The organism is Streptomyces sp. NPDC016851, from assembly GCF_055562795.1.
In genome coordinates this window covers 70,300-87,699 of sequence record NZ_JBVHEP010000013.1, presented here as the reverse complement: position 1 = coordinate 87,699, position 17,400 = coordinate 70,300, and the positions used below count along the sequence as shown (strand labels likewise).

General features: G+C 72.3%; 16 protein-coding genes. 11 read left to right on the top strand and 5 right to left on the bottom strand.

Going from position 1 to position 17,400, the window contains the following annotated elements:
• Window positions 1-66: 66 nt before the first annotated feature.
• Entirely contained in the window at window positions 67-1,140 is a 1,074-nt protein-coding gene (locus ACZ3I3_RS21900; protein ID WP_467367467.1) for an FAD-dependent oxidoreductase, read from the top strand.
• Here ACZ3I3_RS21900 and ACZ3I3_RS21895 read toward each other — a convergent pair.
• Window positions 1,076-1,696, bottom strand: coding sequence for a pyridoxamine 5'-phosphate oxidase family protein (locus ACZ3I3_RS21895; protein WP_467367465.1), 621 nt, complete (start codon window positions 1,694-1,696; stop codon window positions 1,076-1,078). The two genes, ACZ3I3_RS21900 and ACZ3I3_RS21895, sit on opposite strands and share 65 nt — an antisense overlap.
• A gap of 295 nt (window positions 1,697-1,991) precedes the next feature.
• Window positions 1,992-2,387, bottom strand: coding sequence for a RidA family protein (locus ACZ3I3_RS21890; protein ID WP_467367669.1), 396 nt, complete (start codon window positions 2,385-2,387; stop codon window positions 1,992-1,994).
• A 136-nt stretch (window positions 2,388-2,523) separates the two neighbouring features.
• Here ACZ3I3_RS21890 and ACZ3I3_RS21885 point away from each other — a divergent pair, with 136 nt between their 5' ends.
• From ACZ3I3_RS21885 to ACZ3I3_RS21875, 3 genes are read left to right on the top strand one after another with little or no spacing between them, the layout of a single operon-like run.
• A complete protein-coding gene (locus ACZ3I3_RS21885) occupies window positions 2,524-3,498 on the top strand; it encodes a helix-turn-helix transcriptional regulator (RefSeq protein ID WP_467367464.1) in 975 nt (324 codons plus the stop codon).
• Window positions 3,499-3,536: 38 nt separating this feature from the next.
• Window positions 3,537-4,772, top strand: coding sequence for an ATP-binding protein (locus ACZ3I3_RS21880; RefSeq protein ID WP_467367462.1), 1,236 nt, complete (start codon window positions 3,537-3,539; stop codon window positions 4,770-4,772).
• Complete coding sequence (locus ACZ3I3_RS21875) at window positions 4,769-5,893, top strand: tetratricopeptide repeat protein (RefSeq protein ID WP_467367460.1); 1,125 nt, start codon at window positions 4,769-4,771, stop codon at window positions 5,891-5,893. Before ACZ3I3_RS21880 ends, ACZ3I3_RS21875 begins: the two co-directional genes overlap by 4 nt.
• Before the next feature lie 45 nt (window positions 5,894-5,938).
• Here the strand turns inward: ACZ3I3_RS21875 and ACZ3I3_RS21870 are convergent, their stop codons facing one another.
• On the bottom strand, window positions 5,939-7,057 hold the full coding sequence (locus tag ACZ3I3_RS21870) for a serine hydrolase domain-containing protein (RefSeq protein WP_467367458.1): 1,119 nt from the start codon (window positions 7,055-7,057) through the stop codon (window positions 5,939-5,941).
• A gap of 96 nt (window positions 7,058-7,153) precedes the next feature.
• Here ACZ3I3_RS21870 and ACZ3I3_RS21865 point away from each other — a divergent pair, with 96 nt between their 5' ends.
• The 6 genes from ACZ3I3_RS21865 (at window position 7,154) to ACZ3I3_RS21840 (ending at window position 13,819) form a co-directional block, all read left to right on the top strand.
• Window positions 7,154-7,810 (top strand): TetR/AcrR family transcriptional regulator, encoded by a 657-nt coding sequence (locus ACZ3I3_RS21865; protein ID WP_467367456.1) that lies wholly within the window; start codon window positions 7,154-7,156, stop codon window positions 7,808-7,810.
• A gap of 258 nt (window positions 7,811-8,068) precedes the next feature.
• Window positions 8,069-8,908, top strand: coding sequence for a UbiA family prenyltransferase (locus ACZ3I3_RS21860; protein ID WP_467367454.1), 840 nt, complete (start codon window positions 8,069-8,071; stop codon window positions 8,906-8,908).
• 160 nt (window positions 8,909-9,068) lie between these two features.
• Window positions 9,069-10,157, top strand: a complete 1,089-nt coding sequence (locus ACZ3I3_RS21855) for a type III polyketide synthase (protein ID WP_467367452.1) — start codon at window positions 9,069-9,071, stop codon at window positions 10,155-10,157.
• The gene (locus ACZ3I3_RS21850) at window positions 10,154-10,672 is read left to right on the top strand and encodes an isoprenylcysteine carboxyl methyltransferase family protein (RefSeq protein ID WP_467367450.1); all 519 of its coding nucleotides are present in this window, start codon (window positions 10,154-10,156) and stop codon (window positions 10,670-10,672) included. Before ACZ3I3_RS21855 ends, ACZ3I3_RS21850 begins: the two co-directional genes overlap by 4 nt.
• A gap of 10 nt (window positions 10,673-10,682) precedes the next feature.
• On the top strand, window positions 10,683-11,777 hold the full coding sequence (locus ACZ3I3_RS21845) for an NAD(P)/FAD-dependent oxidoreductase (protein ID WP_467367448.1): 1,095 nt from the start codon (window positions 10,683-10,685) through the stop codon (window positions 11,775-11,777).
• Window positions 11,778-11,815: 38 nt separating this feature from the next.
• Entirely contained in the window at window positions 11,816-13,819 is a 2,004-nt protein-coding gene (locus ACZ3I3_RS21840; RefSeq protein WP_467367446.1) for a spermine/spermidine synthase domain-containing protein, read from the top strand.
• Here ACZ3I3_RS21840 and ACZ3I3_RS21835 read toward each other — a convergent pair.
• A complete protein-coding gene (locus ACZ3I3_RS21835; protein WP_467367444.1) occupies window positions 13,785-14,690 on the bottom strand; it encodes an NAD-dependent protein deacetylase in 906 nt (301 codons plus the stop codon). The two genes, ACZ3I3_RS21840 and ACZ3I3_RS21835, sit on opposite strands and share 35 nt — an antisense overlap.
• A gap of 142 nt (window positions 14,691-14,832) precedes the next feature.
• Here ACZ3I3_RS21835 and ACZ3I3_RS21830 point away from each other — a divergent pair, with 142 nt between their 5' ends.
• Window positions 14,833-16,140 (top strand): phytase, encoded by a 1,308-nt coding sequence (locus ACZ3I3_RS21830; protein WP_467367442.1) that lies wholly within the window; start codon window positions 14,833-14,835, stop codon window positions 16,138-16,140.
• A gap of 22 nt (window positions 16,141-16,162) precedes the next feature.
• On the opposite strand, the gene ACZ3I3_RS21825 is transcribed toward ACZ3I3_RS21830, so the two are convergent.
• Window positions 16,163-17,377: a geranylgeranyl reductase family protein gene (locus tag ACZ3I3_RS21825; protein WP_467367440.1), complete on the bottom strand. Its 1,215-nt coding sequence runs from the start codon at window positions 17,375-17,377 to the stop codon at window positions 16,163-16,165.
• Window positions 17,378-17,400 lie beyond the last annotated feature (23 nt).

The following is a 17,400-nucleotide window of genomic DNA, read 5'->3' as shown; positions in this document are numbered from 1 at the left end:
GGGCTGTCGGTGGCTCGTCGGTGGCGGCTGGCACGTTTCGGGAGACGGCCGCCTGGAGCTCACCGGGTGGCCCGATCCCGTGTCCTCGACCGGGACGGGACCGTCCTGCTCGACCAGCCCGACGACGGCACGGGCGGACGCCCCGAGGTGCAGCGCGGTGATCTGCGGCAGGTCCTGCTCGACTCACTCCCGGCGGGCACCGTGCGATGGGGGCACAAGGTCAGCCGCACCCGTGCCCTCGGCGACGGCCGCCACGAGGTGACGTTCGCCGACGGCGGCACCGTCGTCACCAGCCTGCTGGTCGGCGCGGACGGCGCGTGGTCACGGGTCCGGCCGCTGCTGTCCTCCGCCATACCCGAGTACATCGGTCGATCGTTCGTCGAGACCTACCTGTTCGACGCCGGCACGCGGCACCCGGCCGCCGCGAAAGTGGTCGGGGGAGGGATGCTGATGGCCCCTTCGCCCGGCAGGGTGTTCTTCGCCCACCGGGAGAAGAACGACACTCTGCACGCCTACGTGGGGCTGTCCGAGCCGCAGGACTGGTTCGCCGCCATCGATTTCACCGATGCCGCAACGGCCACCGCACGGATCGCGCGGGAATTCGACGGCTGGGCGCCGGAGCTCACCGCGCTGATCACCGACAGCGACGTCCCGCCGGTCCTGCGCCCCCTCTACGCTCTCCCGGCCGAGCACCGGTGGGACCGGGTGCCGGGAGTGACCCTGCTCGGCGACGCCGCCCACCTCGCGGCTCCCAACGGCGAGGGCGCCAACCTGGCCATGCTCGACGGCGCCGAACTCGGTGAAGCCCTGGCCGCGCACCCCGACGACATCGAGTCGGCGCTCACCGAGTACGAGCGGGCCATGTTCCCCCGCAGCGCCGAGACCGCCACCGAGGAGATGCCCGAGGTCGACGCCCGCGGGCCTGATCGACTGGTTTGCCGAGAAGGGCCATTGAGCCACGCCGGCGCCGAACCGACGACCCGGCGGCCACGACCGGCTTCCGGGTCCGTCGTCGAGCTCGCGGGGAAACGCCATGGGCATCATCCCGGGCGGATGCGGACCGCAGCACCACCCTTCAGCGGGCAGTCAGTCCGCGCTCCCGGGCCGCCGCTCCGAAGTAGTCGCCACCCTTGCGCTTGACGTCGTCGGTGCCCCAGGCCCGCTCGTCGTCGGCAGCGGAACGGTCCGCACGGTCGGCGGTCGGCCGGACCGGTGCTCTGACCAGCCTCGGTATGTGCTTCGAGCAGTGGATGTACGCCTCTTCGACCTCGACCTCCACCCACAGGTGCGGGCGGCGGCCGGGTACGGGATCGACCGGCAGGTCCGGAATCCTCTGGCGCATGGTGTCATCGGTGACCAGCTGTGCGCGGCCGTTGACATGGAGGCCGATGCGGTCCTGGGAAAAGTCGATCATCAGCAGGCCGATGTGCGGGTTCTCCCGGATGTTGCCGAGCGAGGCCATGACGCCGTTCCCGCGGTACTCCGGGTAGGTCAGAGTCGCGTCGTCGAGTACCCGGAGAAACCCCGGCGGACCGGCCCGGAAGGTGCTGTCGCACTCGCCGTGACGGTCCGCCGTCGCGAGGAAGAACATCTCCTGGCGGGCCACAAAGTCCTGCATACGGGGGTTGAGCCGGTCCAGAACCTGCTCGTCGTAGAACCGGTCGGCGCGGCCGACCGTGCCCAACTCACGTTGCATCTGGTGCTCGCCGTGGCTACCGGGCCGGTCTGCCCGTTCGTCGTGGTGCAACGGTCCTCCTCGACAGGATGTCGCCGGCCTACGTGACTGATTTCGTCACCCGGCAGGCCGAAAATCGCCGCCGGCCATGGCTGACAGACTAGACCTGACCCGCGAATGATCCACGGGATGGGGCGAGCCCTCGCGGGTACGGCCCGGTCGCCGGGGCAGGGAGGGCACATGAGCCGGAACGATCCGCACATTCGCGACCTCGCGCAAAGGCTTTCCGGCCGGGAGGGCTGAGGTGCCGGGCGGGTCAGGCGACGGCGGTTCCCTCGAGCTCGACCAATTGGCCGGGGATCGCCAGCCGCGTCACCCCGAGCGTCGTGGTGGTCGGCGCCACCCCGGCGGCGCCCAACCGCCCCGCCAGCACGCCGTAGTGCTGGAAGAGGAGATCGACGTCGGTCGTGTAGACGTTGAGCCGGACGACGTTCGCGAGAGACATGCCGGCCTCGCCGAGCACGGCCTCCATGTTGTCGATGCTCAGCGCCAACTGCGCCGCCATGTCACCGTCATGCCGGGGCTTGCCCTCGTCGCTCATCGCGGTCTGCCCCGAGATGTAGAGGGTCCGGGTGTGCCCGGAGACCACCTCACCCTGGTTGAATCCCAAGTCCACCGACCAGGTCACCGGGTTGACCGCTGTTCGTTCCACTGCCACGTCAGCTCCGTTCGATTCATCGGGAGTACGTACGGCCGTCGGCTCGGGAGCGGCCGGCGTCGCCGTCGTGCCAACGAGCCTCGCAGCGAATCACGACATCCATAGTCATGTATTCGATAGGGTTTTCGGCATGCGCGCCGACCGGTTGGTCTCACTGGTGCTCCTGCTGCGTCAGCGCGGTCGGCTGACCGCGGACACGCTGGCCCGCGAGCTGGAGGTGTCCACCCGCACCGTGCTGCGCGACATCGAGGCGCTGTCCGCCGCCGGCGTCCCGGTCTACGCCGAACGCGGCCGGCACGGCGGTTTCGTGTTGTCACCCGGTTTCCGGACCGAGCTCACCGGACTGAACCACGACGAGGCCCTTGCCCTGCTGACCGCCGGATCGGGCCGCGGCGAGCAGGTGTTCGGCCTCGGCCCGGCGCTCGCTTCGGCCATGCGGAAGGTGGTCGACGCGCTGCCTGAAGGCCCCCGGACCACCGCGAGCGACGCCGCCCGGCGTTTCCTCGTCGACCCGGAATCCGACCTGCTCGCACGTCGGCTGGCCACCGAAGAGGTACCCGGCACCACCATGATCGAGGTCCGGCGCGCGGTGCTCGCCGGCCACAAGCTGCGCATCCACTACGCGGCCACGGGCCGGACACCACAGTGGCGCACGGTGGACCCGATCGGCCTGGTGACCGTACGCGACCGGGTCTACCTACTGGCCACGAGATCCGGCGCGGACCGCACCTACCGGCTGTCGCGCGTGCTGGCCGCGGAGGAACTCCCCGAACCGGCACAGCGACCGAACCAGGTCGACCTGGACCGGATCTGGCGGGAACGCTCCGCGCGGTTTCTCTCCGGCCGTGACCACATCACCGTGCTGGTACGGGTGGACCCGGCGCGGCGGGAGGACCTGCTGGACGCCGCGCAGGCCGTCCGCGCGGAAGACCCCGACGCGGACGGCTGGTTGCGCCTGGAGGTGACCTTCCAGGACGCGCGGCACGCCGAATGGGCCCTGTGGCAGCTCGGCACGGACGCGGAAGCCCTCACGCCGCAGTCGTTGCGCTCCTCCCTGCGCGACCGCGCCGCCGCGATGGCCGCCCGTTACGCAGACCCATCCTGAGCGGAACAAGCCCACACGGCTGACTTAGGCTGTGGATCATGCCGGATGACTCCCCTCTGATACAGAGTCTGCGTACCGCCGTCGCCGCCGCTCCCGCCGATGTACCCCTGCGGTTGCATCTGGCCCAGCTCCTGCTGGAGGCGGGCCGGTCGGAGGCCGCCGTCGCCGAGGCGGCCGTGGCCCTTCAGCACGCGCCGGGCGACGTCCAGGCCCGTGACCTGATGGCCCGGGCGATGGGCGCGCCGGCCCCCGCGCCGTCCCAACCCCCGGACCGGCGGCCGGGGTTCGACTGGCGGGCCGCCGAGGAACAGGTCGGGGACGTGGTGCCGCCGCGGTTCGTCGAGGCGCCGGTCCGCGCCGACGGACAGGACGATCCCGGCGACGCCGACGCGTGGGACGTGGAGACACCCGGTGCGGTGCGGCTGGCCGACGTCGGCGGGATGCAGGAGGTCAAGGACCGCCTGGAGGCCGCGTTCCTCGCGCCGCTGCGCAACCCCGAGCTGCGCAAGCTGTACGGCAAGAGCCTGCGCGGCGGGCTGTTGCTGTACGGGCCGCCCGGCTGCGGGAAGACGTTCATCGCCCGCGCGGTCGCCGGGGAACTCGGCGCCGCGTTCCTGTCGGTGTCCGTCAACGACGTGCTCGACATGTGGATCGGCAACTCCGAGCGCAACATGCACGAGGTCTTCGAGACCGCCCGCCGCCAGGCGCCCTGCGTGGTCTTCCTGGACGAGCTGGACGCACTCGGCGCCAAGCGCAGCCGCACCGCGCACAGCGGTATGCGCAACACGGTCAACCAGCTGCTCACCGAGCTGGACGGCATCGACTCGGCGGCGAACGAGGGCGTGTTCGTGCTGGCCGCCACGAACGTGCCCTGGGACGTGGACAACGCCCTGCGCCGTCCCGGCCGGCTGGACCGGACGATCCTGGTCCTGCCGCCCGACGGTCCGGCCCGGGAGGCGATCCTCCGCTACCACCTGCGGGAGAGGCCCATCGAGAACGTCGACCTCGGCAAACTGGTCAAGGCCACGGACGGCCTGTCGGGCGCGGACCTGGCGCATGTCTGCGAGGCGGCGGCCGAGCGGGCGCTGCTGGACTCGGCGCGCACCGGGACGGTCCGGATGATCGGCATGAAGGACCTGCTGGCCGCCGCGAAGGAGGTCGTCCCGTCCGCCGAGCCGTGGTTCGCCTCCGCGAGGAACGTGGCGATGTTCGCCAACGAGGGCGGCATGTATGACGACTTGGTGGCGTACCTGAAGAAGAGGCGCAAGCTGTGACCGCGACCGTGCACCCCGCCGTGGAGCGGGCCGACCTGCTCATCGACCTCAAGCGGTACGAGGAGGCCCGCGAGTTGCTGGCGCGGCGGCTCGCGGAGGACCCCGACGACGTCCGGGCCTGGGTCAAGCTCGCCCGCAGTCATCTCATGGACGAGGAGGACGGGCCGAAGGCCCTGGAGGCGACGGAGCGGGCGCTGGCCCTGGACCCAGCGGACACCGGGGCACTCGTCATGCACGCGCACGCCCTGCGTGCCGCGGGCCGCTTCCTGGAGACCGAGGGCGTGCTGCGCGAGGTCATCCGCCTCGCCCCCGACCACTGGTACGGCTACGCGCTGCTCGCCAACTGGCTCTGGCGCATCAAGGCGATCCGCTCCGGACGGGCCAACGGCGGCCAGGTCAGACGCGAGGACCAGGACGCCGCCCTGCGGGAGGCCGGTGAACTCGCCCAGGAGGCCATCCGGTTGGGTCCGGAGGAGGTGTTCGCCTACGAGGTGGCGTGGCTGATCGCCGACATGGCGGGCAACCGCACCGTCGCCGACCAGCTGGACGAGGCCATCCTCCGTCTCGACCCGCAGCACGAGCAGGCCCTGGCCCGGCGGACGAAGAAGGCGGCGACCGCCCCCGGCGTCAATGCGGCTCAGGCCGCCACCCTGTACGCCGACGCGCTGGCCGCCGCCCCCGACTCCGCGCCGATGCGCAGCGGCCTCGACGATGCCTCTTACCGTCTGCTGCGCGGCATCCGCTGGCTGGCCCTGCTCTGCCTGGCACTCGCCGGCGTGGGCATCGACCTGTTCGCGACGGAGGGCGAGACCCAGCGGGAGCTGCCGCTGCCGCTGGGCCAGCGGCTCTGGGACCTCGTGCCCATGACCGTGGTCTGGATCCTGGGCGCCCTGCTGAGGTACCGGCGGCTGCGCGCCGGCGTCCGGGTCAATCTGCGCTCGCTGCTCCGTCGCCGTACCTGGCCCCGGATCGTCCTGACCCAGGCGGCCTGGGCCATGACGTGCGCCCTGCTGATCACCCAGATCCCGTGGACGGACCGCACGGTCCCGCAGGTGCTGTTCTGGGCCGGTCTCATGGCGACGGTGGCCACGATCTGGTTCGACCGGCGCAAGAACGGCTGAACGAAGAAAGGTGCCGGGCTCGCCGTGCGACGCTCGCCGGCCCGGTCAGCCGTACATCGCGGCACGGTGGAGGGCCGCGAGCGCGTCGTCGATGGGATGGGGCTGCGGCCTGCCCGACGAGTCGAGCCTGTTCCACCTCTGCAGGTTCACCGCGACGGACATCTGCCGCTTGCCGTCGGCCCGGGTCATGGCCAGCGTTCCGGCACCCCAGACCGTGCCGCCATGACCCCAGAAGGTGCTCTGACCGGGAGCCTCCATCGGGTGCAGGCCGAGGCCGTAGTCGATGGTCTTTCCCTCTTGGGAGACGACCGGGACGGTGTGCTGCATCTGCGCCAGCGACGACGGGCTGACGATCTCGCCGGCCGGCAGCATGCGGAAGAAGCGGTTGAGGTCCGCGACGGTCGATATCAGCGAGGCGGTCGGCCCCACCCATGACATGTCGTAGACGCTGTAGTCGCGCGGCGGGTCGATCATGCCGAACCACGCCTCGTACATCCGCGAGTGCGGTCCCTCGACGTACGGGCCGTCGGGGAACCCGGTGTCCCGGAGCCCGGCGCGCTCGATGACGTTCCGGGTGATGTACCGCTCGGCCGTCATGCCGGTCACGTGCTCCAGGAGTTCGCCGAGGAGCAGGTAGTTGGTGTTGGAGTACACCCCCGGCGTGCCGCCCGGGGCGCCGACGGCGGGTGCGGTGACCCCCATCCCGATCAGCTCGGTGGGATGGAACCGCGTGAACCGGTGGTCGTCCAGGCTCTCGGGCCCGGTGTCCGCGAGGGCGGGGAACGCCTTGAGGGAGGGGTAGGCGTAAGGCAGGTACTCGGCGAGACCGCTGGTGTGGTTGATCAGCATCCGGACCGTGATCGCGTCACCGCGTCCCCCGGGAACCAGCTTCGGAAGGTACCTGCCGATCGGCTCGTCGAGACCGATCCGGCCGCTCTCGGCCTGCTGCAGAATCGCCGCCGCGGTGAAGGTCTTGGTGACGCTGCCGACGCGGTGCCGCATGTCGGCGGTGACGGGCCGGCCGGTCGCGACATCGGCGACCCCGGCGGCGCCCCGCCAGACCTCGTCGCCGTCACGCACCTCGGCGAACAGGCCCGGCATGCCGGCGCGATGGACTTCTTCCAGGGCGGCGTTCAGCCTCGCGGGATCCAGTGGGTTCCTCATGGCATGCGTCCTTCCAGGCTCATGCACTCATTATGCACGCGGTGCGTGCAACGGTGAGTGCATGAGTTAGGCTGAATCTCGACGAAAGAGGGTGAGATGGCGGGCCGAAGGCGCTGGTCGACCGAGGAGATCCTGGACGCGGCGGCGGAGCTGCTGCGGACGAGCGACGCCGAGTCGTTCAGCGTGCGCAAGCTCGCCGCGGCGCTCGGGACCGACTCCTCCAGCCTCTACCGGCACTTCCGCAGCAAGACCGAACTGCTGCGCGCGGTCGCCGACCGGATCCTGATGGCCGCCATGGACGGCTACCGCCCCGAGGGCGACTGGCAGCAGCGCATCACCGCCCTGGCCCTGCGCGTGAGGGAGGCCTTCGGCCGGCAGCCGCAGCTCGCCGCGGTCTGGGGACGCTACGCGTCGAGCGGCGCCGGTTCCCGGCTGGTCATGGAAGAGGCGCTGCAGGCCCTGCGCGCGTCCGGCCTGCCCGACGACGAGATCCCCGCGCGCTACCACCGGCTCGCGGTCCTCATCGCCGCCTTGATCGCCTCCGAGGCTGGGGTCAGCACCATCACCCCCGAGGAGCACGAACAGGGCATGGAGCTGTTCCGCGTCGCGGTGCTCGGCGCCGACCCCGAACGCTTCCCCGCCCTGGCCCACTTCGCCCGCGACGTCCGCCCCCTCGGTGCGGACCGCCGCGCCGCGTTCGAGGAGATCCTCGCCGCCCAGCTCGCCGACATCGAGGCCGCAGGCCACCGATAGCCGGCCGTCTCGGGAGCCGCACCGGCTCCGCTTCCCGGTCATGCCCGTTCCACCGGATGCCGGACCACCCCGTGTGAGCGGGCGGGCAACGTGGGAGCGATGCTGCATGCGCAACGTGATCACCGGTGACGGCGGGCCGTGGTCCCGGGCGACCGGAAACAGAGCGGAGGGGTGCGGCGAGGGCACCGTGCCGCGCCTGGGCACGGTGGCCCGTGCCCCCGGTGATGCGATCTGCCGGGCGCAGGGCACGGCGGGGCGATGCCCGTGACCGCCGGCACGGCTCCCGCCCGCCCCGGACCGCCGCGCGCGCTCGCCCTGCTCGCCGCCGCCCACGGCGGGCCCGCTCTGGCCGTCACCGCCGGCACGGGCCTGCTGGCGCTCCGCGGCGGCCTGCGCCCGATGGACGCCGCCGCCGTCACCGCGGCGGTGTTCACCGGCCAGCTCACGATCGGCTGGGGCAACGACCTGCTCGACCTGTCGCGCGATCGCGCCGTGGGCCGCACCGACAAGCCGCTGGCCGTCGGTTCCCTCCCCGTAGGCTGGGTGGTACGCGCCCTCGTCGTGGCCGCTGTCGCCTCCCTCGTGCTGTCCGCGCTCGTCGGCTGGCGCAGCGCACTGGTCAACGCCGTCCTGGCCACCGGCGCGGGCCACGCCTACAACCTCGGCCTCAAGGCGACCTTCTGGTCATGGGTGCCGTACACCTGCGGCTTCGGGATGCTGCCCTCGGTCGTGACCCTCGCCGACTCGCCCCCTCACTGGGCGCCCTGGTGGATGACCGCCGCCGGCGCCGCGCTCGGTGTCGGCGCGCACCTGCTCAACGTGCTGCCCGACCTGGCCGACGACGAGGCGACCGGGGTCCGCGGCCTGCCGCACCGGATCGGCGAACGCCCCTCGCGCGCCCTGGCCGCCGCGCTGCTCACCGCCGCCTCGGTGCTCGCCGTGACCGGTCCCGCCGGATCCCCTCCGGCGTGGGCGTGGACGGCCCTGGCACTGGTCACCGTCCTCGCGGGGCTCACCTGGTTCGGCCGCGGGCGGACCCCCTTCCGGGCCGCGGTGACCATCGCCCTGCTCGACGTCGTGCTGCTGACGGTCGCCTGATGGCACCGGCAGACACCGCTCCGGCCGGCACCGGCCCGCCCCGCGCCACGACCACCCCGGCAGTACCGCCCCAGCCCCCACGCTCACCGTCACGGTCGAACTCGCGCTCGGCCCCGGCCGGGTGCTCGTCGCGCCCCACCGTCCCGTCCCAGGAGCCAGCATGACCATGCGCGTCCTCAGCGTCCGCGGCACCCTGCCCGAGCACTGCCACCGGCAGGAGAAGATCACCGAGTCCTTCACCACCACCCTGGCCGGGCAGACGATCGATCGCGGCGTCGTCGAGCGGCTCCACCGCAACGTGTGCGTCGAGACCCGGCACACCGTGCTGCCGCTGGAGGAGTACGGCCGGATCGAGGACTTCGGCCAGTCGAACGACGTCTTCATCCGGGCCGGCGTCGAACTCGGCGGCCGGGCGGTCGTCGACGCGCTCAAGAGCGTCGGCCTCACACCGGCCGACGTCGACTACATCGTCTCCTGCACGGTGACCGGCCTCGCCGTGCCCTCCCTGGAGGCCCGCGTCGCGGCGGAGATCGGACTGCGCCCCGACGTGGTGCGCCTGCCCCTCGTCGGCCTCGGCTGCGTCGCCGGCGCGGCCGGCATCGCCCGTCTGAACGACCTGCTGCGCGGGCGACCCGACGCCGTCGCGGTGCTGATGTCGGTCGAGTTGTGCTCGCTCACGCTCCAGCGCGACGACACCTCGGTCGCCAACGCCGTTGCGAGCGGCCTGTTCGGGGACGGCGCCGCCGCCGTGGTCGCCGTCGGCCGCGAGCACCCTCTCGCGCGGAACGACGACCCCGCCGCTCCCGAAGTACTCGCCTCGCGCAGCCGCCTCTACCCCGACTCGGAACGCATGATGGGCTGGGACGTCGGCTCCGGCGGGTTCAGAGTCGTCCTCGACTCCGCGGTCCCCGACCTGGTCCGCCGGTACGTCGGCGACGACGTCCGCGGCTTCCTCGCCGACCACGGGCTGACCGGCCGCGACGTCGACTGGTACGTCGCGCACCCCGGCGGCCCCAAGGTCCTCGAGGCGTTGCAGGACGCCCTCGGCGTCGAGCGGGACGCGCTGGGCGTGACCTGGGACTCGCTGCGCCGGATCGGCAATCTGTCCTCCGCCTCGGTGCTGCACGTCCTCGCGGACACGCTCGCCGACCGACCGCCACCGCCCGGCTCCCACGGCCTCATGCTCGCCATGGGCCCGGGTTTCTGTTCCGAACTCGTCCTCCTGCGCGCCCCGGGTGGTGGGCAGTGAGCAGCGAGGCCTGGTTCACCGTCCTGGTGCTGGCCGTCGGCCTGGAGCGGGTCGCCGAGCTGGCCGTCTCCCGCCGCAACGCCGCCTGGAGCCTCGCGCGGGGCGGCGTGGAGTCCGGGCGGGGGCACTACCCGTTCATGGTCGTGCTGCACACCGGCCTGCTCGTCGGCGCGCTCGTGGAGGTGTGGCTGCGCCGGCCGGACGTCGTACCGGTCCTGGCCTGGTCGATGCTCGCCCTCGTCGCGCTCGCGCAGGGGCTGCGCTGGTGGTGCATCGCCACGCTGGGCAGGCAGTGGAACACCCGGGTGATCGTCGTACCCGGTGCCGCGCGGGTGACCGGCGGGCCCTACCGCTGGATCCCGCACCCGAACTACGTCGCCGTCGCCGTCGAGGGGCTCGCGCTTCCCCTCGTGCACTCGGCCTGGATCACGGCGGTCGTCTTCACCGCCCTCAACGGGCTCCTGCTCGCCACCCGCGTCCGCGCCGAGGACGCCGCCCTGACACGGCTTGCCTGAGGAGGCGCGCATGGATCTGCTCGTCGTCGGCGGGGGACCCGCGGGCCTGGCCACGGCCCTGCACGCGGCCCGCGCGGGGCTCGACGTCACCGTCTGGGAGCAACGAGCCGGCATCGTCGACAAGGCGTGCGGCGAGGGTCTGATGCCGGGAGCCGTCGCCGCGTTGAGCGTGCTGGGCGTGCACCCGCCGGGGCACGACCTGCGAGGCATCCGCTACGTCGCCGGACCCCGCCGCGTCGACGCCGACTTCGGAGCGGGCACGGGCCGCGGAGTACGTCGTACGACGCTGCACGCGCTGCTGCGCGAGGCGGTGCTGGCAGCGGGCGTACGCGTCGACCAGCGCACCGCGCGCCACGTCGAGCAGGACCAGGACGGGGTGATCGTCGACGGCATCCGCGCCGGCCACCTCGTAGCCGCCGACGGCCTGCACTCGCCGATCCGCCGCGCCCTCGGGCTGAACCGGCCGCGCCGCTCCCCTCCGCGGCACGGGCTGCGGCGCCACTACGCGCTCGCCCCCTGGAGCGACCACGTCGAGGTGCACTGGGCCCGCGAAGCGGAGGCCTACGTGACCCCCGTGGCCGACGACCTCGTGGGCGTCGCGGTGCTCACCACCGTCCGCCGGCCGTTCGACGAACACCTCGCCGGCTTTCCCGAGTTGCGGGAGCGGCTGGCCGGGGCCGCCCTCGCCGGACCGGTACGGGGAGCGGGCCCGCTCCGCCAGGTCGCGAGCGCGCGCACCGCCGGCCGGGTACTCCTCGTGGGCGACGCCGCCGGGTACGTCGACGCGCTCACCGGCGAGGGCATCGCGCTGGCCCTCGCGCAGGCCCCCGCCGCGGTGCGGGCCATCATCAGCGGTGACCCGGCGGCCTACGAGCGGGAGTGGCGGCGGCTCACCCGGCGCTACCGCTGGCTGACGCACGCACTCCTCGGCGCCACGCGGAAGCCCCCGCTGCGCGCGGCGCTGGTGCCCGTGGCGCAACGGCTGCCGTGGCTGTTCTCCGCGACCGTCGCCCTGCTCGCGGGCCCGGTGGGCGCGCGCGGAGTGACACGGGGCGGCCCGGCACGGCACCTCGACTCACCGCACGAGGGATGGCACCGTAAATGACCATGAAGCGGACCGAGTCAGGGCAAACAGTGCGATCGGTGCGCTGGAGGCTAGTCCTCGCCAGCACCACCATGCTCTTCGTCGAGCTGGCGCTGATCAGATGGGCGGGCGCCAACGTCGTCCACCTGAGCTACTTCTCGAACTTCATCCTGCTGGGATCGTTCCTCGGCATCGGCGTCGGCTTCCTGATCCCCGCCGAGCGCGGACAGTGGCTGAAGCGCTGGACACCCGTCCCCCTCGCGCTGCTGGTCATCCTGGTGCGCGAATACCCGGTGCAGGTGCGCCAGAGCAGCAGCGAGGTCCTCTACTTCACCGCCGTGAAGACCACCGGCCTTCCCGAGTGGGTGACGCTGCCGGTCATCTTCCTGCTGACCGCGGTGATCATGGCGGGCATCGGAAAGATCACGGCGGATCTCTTCCGCCTGCTTCCCTCCCTCGACGCCTACCGTTACGACCTGCTCGGCAGCATCACCGGCTCCCTGTCCTTCGCCGTGCTGTCCTGGCTGCGCGCTCCGTCGCTCGTGTGGGGCGTCCTCGCCGCCGCGGCCCTGCTGGTCCTCGGAGGGCGGCGCAACACCCTGCTGTACGGCATTCCCCTCACGGCGATGGTCGCCGCCCTGTTCCTGGAGACGACGACGAGCGGCATCTCCTGGTCGCCCTATTACAAGATCGAACTCGAACCCTCGCCGACCACCACCCGGACCTGGTACATCTCCGCCAACGGCGTCCCCCACCAGAGCACCGCCCCGCTGGAGGTGCTGATGCGGAAGGACTCGCCCTACCGTCAGGCGTACGACCAGACTCCCCGCAACCCGCACAAGCGCGTGCTGATCATCGGCGCCGGAAACGGCAACGACGTCGCGGTCGCACTCGCGCACGGAGCCCAGCACGTGGACGCGGTCGAGATCGATCCCCGGCTCCAGGAGATCGGCTCGGACCTGCACCCCGCGAGGCCCTACGACGACCCGAGGGTGCACGTGCACATCGACGACGGGCGCGCCTTCCTGGAGCGGACGAAGACGAAGTACGACTTGATCGTCCTGGCCCTGCCCGACTCGCTCACGCTGGTCGCCGGTGCCAGCAACCTGCGCCTGGAGAGCTACCTGTTCACCCGGCAGGCCTTCGAGGCCGCACGCGATCACCTGGCGCCGGACGGCGCGTTCGCCATGTACAACTACTACCGCGAGAGCTGGCTGGTCGACCGCTTCGCGGGGAGCCTCGACGACGTCTACGGTCACGCCCCCTGCATGACGACGTTCAAGAGGAATGCCGCCGTGCTGGTGGCCGGGATGACACCCGCCGACCAGTCCTGCGCGAAGACCTGGCAGCCCAGCGGCGCGGTCCCGGCGGCCGCGAGCGACGACCACCCCTTCCCGTACCTGCTGCACCGGAGCATCCCCACGCTCTACCTGGGAGCGTTGGGCGCGATCCTGCTGGTGACGCTCCTGTCGGTGCGCCTGACCGGGGTCCGCATCCGCAGCACGCTCCGCTACACCGACATGTTCCTGCTCGGCGCGGCCTTCCTGCTGCTCGAAACGAAGAACGTGATCGGCTTCGCCCTCTACTTCGGCACGACCTGGCTGGTCAACGCCCTCGTCTTCTTCGGCGTCCTGGTCGCCGTCCTCGCGGCGGTGGAGGTCCGGCGCAGGCTGCGGAAGGTCAACCAACTGCTGCTGCAACTGCTGCTCTTCGGCTCCCTCGCGGTGGTCTGGCTCGTGCCCGTGGACGCGGTGCTGTCCCTGCCCTTCGCCGCCCGGCTCGCCGCCGCCATCGCCCTGGCCTTCACCCCGATCTTCTGCGCCAACCTCATCTTCTCGGACCGCCTCGCCCTCTCCCCGGACCCGACCTCCGCGTTCGGCGCGAACCTGCTCGGCGCGATGACCGGGGGCGCGATCGAGTACCTCGCCCTGGTGACGGGCTATCAGGCCCTGCTCCTGGTCGTCGCCGCCCTGTACCTCGGGGCGTTCGTCGCCATGCGCTTCGCGGGGCGGGATCAGACGGCCGCTGTCACCCTTGCACGGCCGCCTGTGAGCCGACGGTGATGCCCAGCCGCTCCGCCACGGTGGTCAGCGCTGCTCCCAGCGGGAGCGAGACCCGGGTGAAGGCGTGCCGGTCGCCCCTGGTCGGCTCCCGGTTGACGATCAGCACCGGCTTCCCGTCCTGAGCCGCCTGGCGGACGAAGCGGAGCCCGGACATCACCGTCAGCGAGGAGCCGAGGACCAGCAGCGAGGCGGACTCACGGACCAGTTCGCGGCAGTGCTCGACGCGTCGGGGCGGAACGTTCTCGCCGAAGAACACCACGTCCGGTTTGAGGATGCCGCCGCAGCTCGCGCAGGGCACCACGCGGAAGTCCGTGACCTGCGCGTCGGTGAGGTCGGCGTCACCGTCCGGGTTGATTCCGGCGGCCACGGGCGCGAAGCCCGGATTGGCCTCCTCCAGCCGCTCGGCGAGTTCGCGGCGCGGGCTGAAGGCGCCACAGGCGAGGCAGACGACCCGGGCCAGGCTTCCGTGGAGTTCCACCACGTCCTCGCTGCCCGCGGCCTGGTGCAGTCCGTCGACGTTCTGCGTGATGACCCCCGAGAGCAGGCCGTGCCGCCCGAAAGCGGCCACGGCCCGGTGCCCGGCGTTGGGGCGGGCGCGGCCGAAGGTGCGCCAGCCGAGATGACTGCGCGCCCAGTACCGGCGCCGGGCCCGGGCACTGCCGGTGAAGTCCTGGTAGGTCATCGGCGTGTGCCTGCTGAGGCTCCCGCCCTCGCCCCGGTAGTCGGGAATGCCCGACTCCGTGGAGATGCCCGCGCCGCTGAGCACCAGCACACCGCCGGTGCTCAGCGCATCCGCGACCGGCTCAGGATCCGTGGTGCCCGGCGGCAGGTCCTCGGTGGGCGTCCAGCTCAGAGTGGGGCGCATGCGCATGGCGTCAGGGTACGGCGTGAGCTGAACGGCAGTTGGCGGGCAATCGCCTTTCCTGTGAGCACCTGTACAGATCACAGTCTCCTGCGCGCAAAGTTCTCCCCGCACGATCGGCATGTCCTCGACATCGACCAAGGAAGTGGTTGTGAGAACGCACCGCAGAACCGCCGCCCTCGTCCTGGGCACCGTCGTGCTCGCCCTCCTGACCCCTGCCCCGGCCGGGGCCGACGACGAGGCACTGCCGACGATCACCCCCGCCGGCGAGACCCCCGCCCTCTACGACGACGAGGCGGGCGGCAACTCCGACGCGGACGACCCGGCGATCTGGCGCAACGCGGCCGACCCCGACCGCAGCCTCGTCATCGCCACCGCCAAGGAAGGCGGCCTGCGGGTGTACGACCTGGGCGCGCGCCTGGTGCAGTCGCTGCCCGCGCCCCGTCCACCCGCCGAGGACGACGCCCCGGGCCGGTACAACAACGTCGACCTCGTCACGGGTCTGCGCACCTCCACCGGCCGGGCCGACGTCGCCGTGGTCAGCGACCGCGGAAACGACCGGCTGCGGATCTACCGCATCGACCCGTCGAAGCCCGGCGGCCCGCTGACCGACATCACCGACCCGGCGACCGCCCCGGTCTTCTCCACCGACCAGGCCGAGATCAACGACCAGCGCACCGCCTACGGCCTCGCCACCTGGCAGGACAAGTCCACCGGACGCTCCTACGCCCTGGTCAGCCGGCGGGAGCGGACCCGCCTCGCGCTGCTCGAGCTGAAGCCGACCGCGAGCGGGACCGTCACCTACCAGCAGGTCCGCACGCTCGACCTGCCCGCGTCCTTCCGCCTCCCGAACGGCACGACCTGGTCACCCTGCGGGGAGCCCGGCGAGCTCCCGCAGGTCGAGGGCATGGTGGTGGACCCCGCCACCGGCACGCTCTACGCCGGCCAGGAGGACATCGGTATCTGGCGGATCCGCGCCGACCTCACCGGCAAGCCGGTCCTGGTGGACAAGGTCCGTGAGTACGGCGTGCCCGGCGTCTACGACGAGGAGACCGAGGAGTGCGCGGCGGGCACCGACCCCGGCTACGGCGGTGACCGGCTGTCCGCCGATGTCGAGGGCCTGACCCTGCTGCAGGAGTCCGACGGCGACGGCTACCTGTTCGCCTCCAGCCAGGGCGACGACACCTTCGCCCTGTACGACCGCGAGGTGAGCGAGGACAACGAGTACGAAGGCGGCTTCCGCGTCGGAGCGGCCTCGGCGACCCTCGACGGGGCGCAGGAGTGCGACGGCGCCGCCGTCCTGAACGCCCCGCTCGGCAGCCGCTACCCGAACGGCCTGCTGGTCGTCCAGGACGGCCACGAGACCCCCGACGTCCCCGACGGCGAGGGCGGCACGCGTACCGCGACCGGCTTCAAGTTCGTCGACCTGGGCGACGTGGTGGACGCCGCCGACCTGTGAGGCGTGACAGCGGCGGAGCGGTTCACAGGCGGGCGTGCTCGCGGCCCTGGCGGGGAAGCCGGACGGCCAGGGCAGTGGCGCCGCGCGCCAGGGGCGTGGTCATGATGCCCGCGACGGTGGTGCGGCCGGTGATGTAGGCGTCGAGACGGCGCCAGGCCGGAGGCAGGCGGGTCAGGGCGGTGTGGACGAGGCCGGGGCTGCGGGCGAAGAGGTTCATCAGCATGCCGCTGGCCCGCATCTCGGTGCCGAGGACGTCATCGACCTCCCGCCCGTAGCGGTCGGCGACGGTGCCGGCCTCCGCGTCGTCGGCGGACGCGACCAGACGGGTGGCGGCATGCCCCGCCAGGTCTCCTGAGCACAGTGCGTAGGAGATGCCTTCCCGGGACCAGTGGTCGACGAGAGCGGCGGCGTCACCGGCGACGAGCACGCGGCCGCGGGCCAGGGGGGAGTCGGAGCGGCGGCACCGGGTCAGGTGGCCGGTGTCGTGGAGGGGCCGCGGCCCGAGAAGTCCGTGGCGGGTGAGGAAGTCCTCCTTGTAGGCACGGAGGGCAGCAGGGTTGCCACGGGCGGCCACCACTCCGGCGGTGCAGACGTCCCCCTTGGGGAAGACCCAGCCGAAGGAACCCGGCAACGGTCCCCACTCCATCAGCACACGGCCGCGCCACCGCTCGGCCGTCCGTTCGCCGACCGGCACTTCGGCCTCCAGCGCGAGGTCGACCTGTGCGCACCGCACCCCGACGTACCGGGCGACTCTGCTCGCGCTCCCGTCGGCGCCGACGACGGCCCGGGCGCGAAGGGTGTCACCGCGGTTGGTCCTCACCGTGACGATGCCGCCCTGCTGCTCCAGGGAGGCCAGCGCCGTGCTGTCCCGGACCTCCGCCCCCGCCGCCGCGGCGACCTCGGTCAGCGCCGCGTCGAGTTCGCTGCGGTAGACCATGGCGATGGTCGGGGAACCGGAGACGAGCGTGCGTTCTCTGCGGCCGTTGAGGGAGAAGGTGAACTCCCGGGCGGTGTCGTACACCTTCACCGGCAGACCGGCGGGCAGGGCGGCGAGGGACGCTCCGATGAGGCCGCCGCCGCAGGTCTTGTAGCGGGGGATGGCGGCGCGCTCCAGCAGCAGCGTCGCACAGCCCTTCTCGGCGGCGACGCGGGCGGCGGTGGCGCCGGCCGGTCCGGCGCCCACGACGATCACGTCCCAGGTGCCGGACGTGCGGGAGGGGGTGGAAGGAGGAGACATACGAAGGTCACCTAGCGGTCGGG